Annotated in this window: 5 protein-coding genes and 1 pseudogene; all 6 read right to left on the bottom strand. The window is 75.7% G+C overall.

Annotation, left to right across the window (positions count from 1 at the left end; all coding sequences use genetic code 11):
* Positions 1-1,246: pseudogene (locus ABD224_RS28255) on the bottom strand (ABC transporter permease); the annotation flags it as partial.
* 1 nt (position 1,247) lies between these two features.
* A complete protein-coding gene (locus ABD224_RS28250; RefSeq protein ID WP_344054986.1) occupies positions 1,248-4,562 on the bottom strand; it encodes an FtsX-like permease family protein in 3,315 nt (1,104 codons plus the stop codon).
* Between the two features lie 196 nt (positions 4,563-4,758).
* A complete protein-coding gene (locus ABD224_RS28245; protein WP_344054983.1) occupies positions 4,759-5,163 on the bottom strand; it encodes a globin in 405 nt (134 codons plus the stop codon).
* Between the two features lie 127 nt (positions 5,164-5,290).
* Positions 5,291-6,553, bottom strand: coding sequence for an FHA domain-containing protein (locus ABD224_RS28240; RefSeq protein ID WP_344054980.1), 1,263 nt, complete (start codon positions 6,551-6,553; stop codon positions 5,291-5,293).
* A gap of 136 nt (positions 6,554-6,689) precedes the next feature.
* Positions 6,690-8,072 (bottom strand): vWA domain-containing protein, encoded by a 1,383-nt coding sequence (locus tag ABD224_RS28235; RefSeq protein WP_344054977.1) that lies wholly within the window; start codon positions 8,070-8,072, stop codon positions 6,690-6,692.
* A 168-nt stretch (positions 8,073-8,240) separates the two neighbouring features.
* On the bottom strand, positions 8,241-9,433 hold a 1,193-nt coding region (locus ABD224_RS28230), incomplete at its 5' end, for a PP2C family protein-serine/threonine phosphatase (RefSeq protein WP_344054974.1).

Here is a 9,433-nt window from a genome sequence, read left to right as displayed (position 1 = left end):
CGACGACCGGGGGAAGGAGGCGGCCCCGGGGGACGGCGAGCAGGGCGGCACCCTGGCCGCGCGCCCCGGCGGGGACGGCGACCACCGCTGTCTCCGCGAACAGCCGACCGGTCAGGCCCCGCAGGGAGGCACCGCGGGCGCGCAGCAGGGCGAACTCGGCGCGGCGGCGGTCGGCGGCCAGGCCCCCGGCCATCAGCAGGACGACCGCGGCGACCGTCGCACCGCCGGCGGCGGCGACCGCGACCAGCGGGGCGATGCCCGACCGCAGGAGGCCGTAGGAGAGGAGCACGTCGTCGAGGTCGGTGCTCGTCTGCGTGTTCGGGTCGGTGGCCTCGCGGATCCGCCCCAGGTCCGGCCCGGACTCCAGGGAGGCGACCGCGGACTCCAGGCCGTCGAGCTCGTGGGCGCGCAGGGCGCCCGGGTCGGGGGCCAGGTGCCAGTAGCGCATGGTGTACCCGGCGGTGCCCAGCAGCGCGGGAGCCGCCTCGGGCGCAAGCAGCAGGGAGCCGACCCAGTACTTCGGCGGATCGGGGTCGTCGGGTCTGCGGATCCGTATCAGGTCCGGGGTGCGGATCAGGGGCTGTGCCGCCCAGTACGCGCCGTCGGGCTCGCGCGGGGTCAGGATGCCGGTGACACGGACGGCGAGCGGGGGACGGGACACGGCGGGCACATGGACGACCGAACCGACCTCGATGTGCATCTTCTCCGCCGTCTCCGCGGTGACGGCGGCCTCCACCTCGGCGGTCCTCGCCGTGACCTCGCCGCTCGCCCGCGGCAGCCGGCCCGCGCGCACCGAGGAGTGCTCGGCCAGTCCGCTCCGCGCGACGAGGTGCACCTGCGGGGGCAGCCGCCGGCTGGGCCGCGCGAGCCAGGGGTCGGGCACGGCGATGCTCTCGCGGGTCATCACCCCGTACGCCGACTGCCCGGGGTCGGCGGCGAGCGGCCGCCGGACGGCACCGAGGACATCGGCGTACTGGCGGCCCATGGTCCGCGGACGCAGCGCCTGTTCCCGCTCCCGCTGCGGAAACTGGAGGCCGGGCGGCGGGGCGGACAGCAGCAGGCCGGTGCGTTGCGGGCCCGCCTGCTCCACGGCCCGGACCAGCCCGTCGTCCTCGTACCGGTCGAGTGCGCGCGGGAACGCGGCGGCCAGGCACGCGGTCAGCGCGACCAGCAGGGCGAGGGCCGCCGCGGCACCCGGCGCGGTGCGCAGCCGTATGCGGACCCAGGCGGGAGCGACGGAGCGCACCTCACTCACCTCCGCGGTCTCGAAGGGACACCGCCGGGTCGGCCCGGCGCAGCGCCAATACCGCCGTGACGGCGAGCGGCCCGGCGGCGACGGCCGCCAGCAGGGCGGCCACCTGGGCGGGCGGCAGATGGACCAGGACGTCCGGCACGGGTTTCGTGGCCTGTCCGGTCAGCATGATCAGCGGGATCACGGCCCGGGTCAGCAGGGTGCCCAGGACCGTACCGACCGCCAGCGCCAGGGCCACCAGCACGCCCTGTTCGACGGCGAGCGTCCGGGCCAGCCGGCGGCGCGGGGCGCCCAGGGCGCGCAGGACGGCGAACTCGGCGTCCCGCTCCCTGAGCGACCCGACGGCGCTCACCGCGAAGCCGACCGCGGCCAGTGCCGCCGCGACCACGGCCGCCGCGGTGAACGCGGCCGCGGGTCCGGCGCCGAACGGGTCGTCGCGCAGCCGGTCGGCGATCTCGTCCCGGACGATCACCTGTGCCGGGTCGACGTCCGGCAGGGCACGCAGGGCCCCGGCCACGTCCGCCGTGCGGCGGGCGTCGGTGCCCAGCCACCACTCGGTGGGCGCGACACGGTCGCCGTAGCGGGACTGGAGCAGCCGGTTCACCGCCCGCAGGTCCATCAGCAGACCGCCGCCGTCGTGCGCCGTGTCCGTGGAACCGTCCTGCTCGGGCCCCGTGGTGGGCAGTCCCCGCACCGAGCGGACGATGCGGACCGGGAGGTTCTGGCCGCCGAACGTCACCTCCACCCGCTGTCCCTCACGCGCGCCCACGGAGGTCAGGAAGCGGTCGGTCGCCACGGCCGCGACCTCCGGCTGCGCGGGCTGCGCGGCCTGGATCCGCACGGAGACCGAGCCCTGCTCCCAGGGCCGGTCCGACGGCACATGGCCGGTGCCGTAGGTGACGGTGAGCGGGCGGGAGGACGTCACGGCCGGCTTGGCCGGGGCGGTGGCGCCGTCGGGGGAGGACGAGGCGCCGATGCTGGACGAGGTTGCCTTCCAGGACGCCGGCAGCGGCAGGTGCCGTACCGTTCCGTCGCCGTCCGCGGCGGTGACCGCGAAGAGGGTGAGGCGGTGCCGTTCCGAACGGCCGACGGGCTGGTCCACGCCCAGGTCGAGGGCGGTGAGGACCAGGGGTCCCGCGCCGGCGGGGAGGGCCAGGTCCAGGGAGCGGGGGCGGCCGTCGGCGGGCAGGGTGCCGAGCGGCATCCGGTACGGGACTCCGGAGCGGTCCTCCAGGGTGGCCGCCGCGGTCACCGGCGTCCCCGTCCCAAAGCTGTGCAGGGCCGCCGTCAGCCGCAGCCGGACCGTGCCCGCGGGTACCTTCACCCCCGCGGTCGCGCCCCGGGCCGCGAGCCCCGCAAGCAGCGGACGTACCGGCTCGGACGCCAGGTCGGGCCGCATCAGCACCCAGTCCGCCGCGCGCGCGGTGTCCAGCGCGAGGACGGTCGCGGTGCGCTCGCCGGCGAGCGGCAGCGTGGTGCGGACGGCGGGGGCGGCGGCACGGACGTGCGGGACGGCCGCGTACCGCTCGGTGCTGCCGAGCTTCCCCTCCCCGGCGGCCTGCAGACGCACCGGCGCGCCCGCCCGGAAGTCGGCCTGGTCGTCCTGCGAACGGCCCCAGGAGGCACCCTGGCCGATCGCCAGCATGCCCAGGGCGAGGGCGAGGACGAGCAGCAGCACCGGACCGGTCCCGCGCGCCGGGCGGCGGCTGAACTGCCAGCCCGCCAGTGCCGTCGACAGCCCGCGGCCCCTGGCGGCGCGGCGCTCGGCCAGCCGGGCCAGCGGCGGCAGCAGCCGCAGGGTCAGCACCGTCCCGGCGAGCAGCGCGAGCGCGGGGGCGGTGACCAGCAGCGGGTCGATGCCGAGGGCGCCCGTCCGGTCGTGGGCGACCGCGCCCGAGGACTGCCGGTTCAGCTGCCAGTACGCCACGGCGGCCACCGCCAGCAGTCCGAGGTCCGCGCCCGCCCGCAGCGGCGCGGGCAGGGCCCGGGCCCGCCGGCCGGCCCTCGACGAGGAGGTCAGCGCGGGCAGGGTCACCGCCAGGGCGCAGCCCAGCGCCACGGCCACCGCGACCAGCCACACCTCGGCCCGCCCGGTCGCCGAGACGTCCGGGCGCAGCCCGATCCGGGCCAGGGCACCCTGCCCGGCCAGCAGTCCGGTCAGGGGCCCGGCCAGCAGCGGCGCGCACACCACGGCGGGCACGGCGAGCAGCAGCGCCTCCGTGGCGGCGAGGCCCGCGAGCCGGATCCGGGAGCCGCCGCGCGCCCGCAGCAGGGCGGTCTCCCCGGCACGTTCGCTGCTCAGCAGCCGGGCCACCAGCAGCAGGGCACAGCCCGCGAGCAGCACCAGCTGGAGCGCGGCGATCAGCAGGGTCGAGCGGGCGACGAGCAGGGAGCGGTCGATCCGGTCCAGGACCTCGGGCAGCGAGGTCGTGACCTCCGGTGCACCGCCGGTCCCGGTGGCCTTGCGCAGGGCCGCGGCGCTCGCGCGGACCGTGTGGCGCAGCGCGTCCATCCGGTCGGTCGTCAGCGTCGAGAAGTCCGCGGACGCCTGCCAGGCGCTCTTCCCCGTGCTCACCCTCCCGCCGCCGACGACACCGGGGGCGGCCAGCAGCGGTCCGTACATCGTGAAGCCGACCTTGCGCACCCCGCGGCCGCCCAGGTCGTCCAGCCGCCAGTACGGTGCCCGGGCGTCCGCCGGCCGGTACAGCCCGGTGATCCGCACCCGGACCTCCGGTCCCCCGAGCCGGTCGGTGAGGGTGAGCCGGGCGCCGGGCTTCAGACCGAGGCGCTGCGCGGCGATCGCGGGCAGCGCGACCTCGAGCTCGTCGCCCGCCGCGGTCCTGCGGGGCGGACGGCCGGTGACGAGCCGGACCTGCGTGGGGTCCAGGGCCGCGACATACGTCAGGTCCGGGTCGTCGGCGGAGGCGTCCTCTGCCCGGGCGGAGCCGGGAGCCTTGGGGGGACGCGCCGGGGAGTGCGGGGAGCGGGGCAGGCCGTAGGTGCCGGACCGCACCAGGGAGCGCACGGTGACCGGCAGACCGCCGAAGGCCGCGCGGGCCTGCTCGCGCACGGCGGCGTCGACGGCCGTGTGCCCGGAGGGCGGCACCTCGGCCCGGACGACCAGGGTGGTGTCGGCCGCGTGGCGCGGGTCCCGCAGGGAGTGGCGCAGGGCCGCGTCACCGATGGCGCCGGAGTACGCGGTGAGCGTCGCCAGTACCGCCGTGGTCAGCAGGACCGTGAGCAGCGCGGCGGCCAGCAGCAGCCGGTGCGCCCGCGCACGCAGCAGGACGAACCCCGTGAATCCCGCCACCCGGCTCCCCCGTAGTTGTCCAGACGTCCGGGAGATGCTTGCAGAGTGCAGGCGGTTCGGGTAAGCGCCGGTGGACCGAGCTTGACCGGATCGTGACCGGAAACCGGCACAGAACGACCGGAATGCGGGACTCAGGGGAGGGAACCGGCGGGGAGGCCGGTGAAAGGGATGGTGAGGGGGCCGGTGAAGGGGCGGGTCAGCCCGGCGTGTTCACCATCGACGCCGCCGCGTACGTCAGGTAGTTCCACAGCGTCTGCTCGTGCTCCGGCGACAGGCCGAGCTCGTCGACCGCGACCCGCATGTGCCGCAGCCAGGCGTCGTGCGCCGCCCGGTCGATCCGGAACGGTGCGTGCCGCATCCGCAGCCGCGGGTGCCCGCGCCGCTCGCTGTACGTCGTCGGGCCGCCCCAGTACTGCATCAGGAACAGCCGCAGCCGTTCCTCGGCCGGACCCAGGTCCTCCTCGGGGTACATGGCCCGCAACTCGGGGTCCTCGGCAACCCCCTGGTAGAAACGGTGGACGAGCCGGCGGAAGGTCTCCTCCCCGCCGACCTGCTCGTAGAAGGTCTGCTCCTGAAGCGTGCCGCGCCGAATCTCATTCACGGGTCCATGCTCTCAGACGCGGGGACCGAGGACGGAAGGCCCAGGACCGGAACCGGTGTGCCGGGGAGGGGCCGTGCGGCCGCCCTCCCCGGCACCGGTGGGCCGTGTTCCGGCTGCGCCTGATCTTCTAGCTGCGCCTGATCGTGATCGTCGTCCAGGCGCCCACGTGGACCCGGTCGCCGTCCCGGAGGGGGACCGGGACGAAGGGCTGGATGGGCTCGTCGGAACCGTTGACCGTGGTGCCGTTGGTCGAGTTCTGGTCGACGACCGCCCAGCTGCCGTCGGGCTGCTGGACCAGCACCGCGTGCTGGTGGGAGACGCCCGGGTCCTCCGGCGGCACCGACAGGTCGATGTCGGGGGTGTCGCCGGTGGAGTGCCGGCGGCGGCCGATGGTGACCTGCTTGCCGGTGAGCGTGCGCTTCTGCTCCGGCGAGTACGCGGGCAGGCTCAGGCCCGCGGCCTCGGGGCCGGAGCGCTGCATCATCGCCATGAAGTACTCGCGGTCCGGAGCGATCGTCGCCGTCCAGGTCCCGCCCTGCTGCGGTTGCTGCTGCTGTTGCGGCTGCTGCGGGAAGCCCTGGCCGTGCGGGGCCTGGGTGGCGCCGGGCTGCGGGTAGCCGTACCCGCCGCCCTGACCCGCACCCGGTCCACCCGGGCCGCCGGGGCCACCGGGACCGCCCGGGCCGCCGGGACCCGACGGCGGGGGGATCATCCAGTCGTCGTCACCGCCGAAGGACGGACCGCCCGGCCGGGGCCGGCCCGTCTCCTGCGGGAATCCGGGCGGGGCAGGCGGACCGGCCTGCTGGAACGCCTGCGGGCCGCCGGGGCCGCCGGGACCGCCGGGACCGCCGGGACCGCCCGGGCCTCCAGGCCCACCGGCACGGCCCTGGGGCTCGCCGCCGAAGGGCGGACCCGGCGGGATCGGCTCGGCCGGACGGTTCACCTGGGAGGGCCGGGAGCCCTGGTACTCGTAGGGGTCGCCGAAGGGCGGGCCGGGCGGCTGCGGGAAGCGAGGGGCGTCCGGACCGGGACCGGGCGCCGACGGGCGCGGTGCGGGCGGGGTGTACGAGGTCGCCGTGTTCGTCAGGAAGTTCCACCGGCACTCCTCGCAGAACGGCGCGGCGCCCTCACGAGGCGTACGGCACTGCGGGCAGAGCTCCGGCTCGGGGTTTGGCCCGGTGGACAGATGCGGATGCGCACCGGGCGCACCCGGGTGACCAGGACCGCCCGGACCGCCGGGGCCGCCCGGCCCCGGCGCGGGCGGGAAGCCGTAACCCCCGACCGGAGGCGGCGGGGGAGGCGGAGGCACGGCAGCACTGGTCATGCGGTGACCGCACACCTCGCACCAGTCGTCGGAACCCGACTGGTGTCCGTTCGGGCAGGTCGGCATGTCGGCGCTTCCCCCTCTCCTTCTCGGCCGTCTCGACCGGATTTCTCCAACCCCGAGGGGCCAGGCTCGTTGTCTTTCGCTGTCTGTGGCGGCGGTGCTGCGCCGCGTCCTTGTTTCTCTGCGTTTTTCTGCTTCTTTACTTCTTTACACGAACAGTCTTGGTGGACCGTGTCTCGAGAGTCATCTCGTCGGCCTCCTCGACCTTCGCTTTCAGACGCACAGTACCTGTCGTTGCGTCGACCACGTCCACCACCTTCGCAAGCAGTTTCGCAGTATCCCTGTTCCCCAGGGCGTCGGCGAGCTGAACAGCCCGGCCCAGTTTGGCCGTTGCTCCATCGATATCGCCTGCTTTGCGAAGCTCCAGCCCTTGTTGGATGGCCTGTGCCAGTTCGGCCTGCCCGGTGTAGTGGGCCACCTGCGGGTTGATCGCGGTGGAGGCGGCCACGTCGTCGGTCCATATGGCCCGTACGAGCCCCTGCGCGCCGAGGGGGCGCACCGTGCCTCCCCCGCTCCCGGCCCCGCCCGGACGGGAGACGCCCGCGGGCTCGGGGATCACCAGGGAGACCCGGGCGGCGAGCATCTCCTGGCCGATACGGGCCGCGGGCACCTCCACGCAGAGGTGGTAGTCGCGGGACTCGTCCCCCCAGGACCCGGTGGGGTAGTCCCCGGTGCGGGGGCCCGTCTCGGTGCGGCGGGCGGTCAGATCCTCCACATTGGGGGCGACTTGCTTGAGGAACTTGACGGTCGCGCCGGCCGGGGTCCACACCCGCAGGGCGACGTCCGCGACCTCCTTGCCCATCACCGTCTCCATCATCCGCGTGAAGTCGGCGGTCAGGCCGGCCGGGTCGGCGACGATGTCGGCGGTGCCGAGCAGCGCGGAGGCGATCCCTGTGACTTCCTTCACTTCCCAGTCGGTGCCCACGCCGCGCGCGTCACAGGTGAAACGCCCCGCGCACTCGTCCAGCGCCCGCTTGAGGTCCTGGGGCGACTCGTGCTCGTTGCGGCCGTCGGTGAGCAGGATGCCGTGCCGGATCTCGACCTCGGCCGAGGACAGCAGCCGGGCGGCCAGCCGCAGCCAGGTGCCGATGGCCGTGCCGCCGCCCGCGCTCAGTCCGCGCAGCGCGCGCTTGGCCTGCTCGCGGGTGGTGGCGTCGGCGACCGCGAGCCGGCCGCCGCCGGGATAGACCTCCCTGGCCACATGCGTGCCGCCGATCACCGCGAAGTGCACGCCGTCGCGCAGGGTGTCGATCGCGGCGGCCGTGGCGTCCCGGGCGTGGCGCATCTTGGTCGGCGGATAGTCCATCGAACCCGAGCAGTCGACCATGAGCGCCACCGCCGCGGACGGCCCCCGGCCGGGCGTGTAGAGGTGCGGCGCCGTCACCGCGCTGCCGATCGTGCCGCCGCCGGTCGCGGTGACCGTGACGATCGCGTCGACCTCCCGGCCGCCCTCGGGCAGGTACTCGTTCTGGTACACGTCCACCGAGAACCGCGGCACGTTGGACTTCGAGAAATTGGCCATGCCTTCCAAACCCCCCTTGGAGCCCCCGTGCGGGGACGACGACTGTGAACGGCCGGTCCCCTCCGGCCTCCCGGAGCTTCCCCGTCGTGAGGGCTTGGGCCGGGGCTTTGCCGCGCGGGCGTGCGTCATGTGTCACGGCACGCCCCGGTACACCCCGGCCCATGCCCCTCAGAGCGATCCTGCCCCTTGCGGCGGTGCGGGGAACGGCAGGACGGCCACTGTTACGTTGTCGTGGCCCCCGCCGTCCAGGGCGTGGCCGACCAGCACCCGGGCGCTGTGCAGCGGCCGTACGGCGGCGTCGTGGGGGACGGTCGCGGCCATCTCCTCGGCCGTCTCGGCGTAGTTCCACAGCCCGTCCGTGCACACCACGACCACACCCGGCCGGTCCGGCTTGAAGGAGGCGGTGTGCGGCTCGAGTTCGTAGGAGTCCGCGCCGAGCCAGCCGGTGATCGCGTGGGCGCGCTCGTCGGCGTACGCCTCCGCCTCGGTCATCAGGCCCGCGGCGACCATCTGGGCGGCCCACGAGTCGTCCTCGGTGAGCCGGGCCGGGGGCGCGGTGCGGTCCGCCGGCACCCAGTAGGCGCGGCTGTCGCCGACCCAGCCGACGACCAGCAGGGTGGAGGTGACCAGCGCACCGACGATCGTGCAGGCCGGCGCGTTCTGGTGCGGGGCCTGCTCGCGGATCGTCGCGGGTTCCTCGGCGAGCGACTCGACCGCCTTCGCGGCGGCCACGATCGCCTCGTGCATGGCCTGCTGGGGATGCGTGCCGCGGGGGAGGGAGGCCAGCAGGGACTCGCTCGCCGCCCGCGAGGCGGCCAGTGAGGCGTCGTCGGGGCGGGTCGCGGAGGACACGCCGTCGCAGACGATCGCCACGGCCGCGGGCGAGCCGTCGGGCAGCGCGGTGCGGCCGAGGGCGAAGGCGTCCTCGTTGCGGTGGTGGCGCAGGCCCCGGTCGCTGACCGCGGCGACCGGGCCCGACTCCTGCTCCATGTGGTCGCGTTCACGCGGCTGGGCGTGGCCGCAGTTCTCGCAGTAGCCGTCGTCGTCGACCCGGCCGGCCCGGCACGCCACGCACATCGTGGCGCCCTCGTCCGGGGCGGCGGCGTCCATGGCCACCCGCGGGTCCGGCGCCTGCAGCCGGTACTCGTCGGGCTCCGCCGGCCGGGCGAGCCGCACACCGCGGGACGGCGGCGCGGGGGAGCCGCCGGACGGCGGCTGCGACTCCGCCTGCTGCGAGGGCCGGACGGCCGCGTACGCCTGACCCGGGGCCTGCGGCGGGGCTGCCGGCTGGGCCTGTGCCGGAGCCTGGGGCGGGGCCGTGGGCCGGGCCTGCGGCGGGGCTGTCGGCTGGGCCTGCTGGG

The organism is Streptomyces thermoalcalitolerans, from assembly GCF_039525155.1.
GTDB lineage: Bacteria > Actinomycetota > Actinomycetes > Streptomycetales > Streptomycetaceae > Streptomyces > Streptomyces thermovulgaris.
The sequence above is the reverse complement of the archived record's forward strand: the minus strand, read 5'-3'. Positions and strand labels throughout refer to the sequence as shown.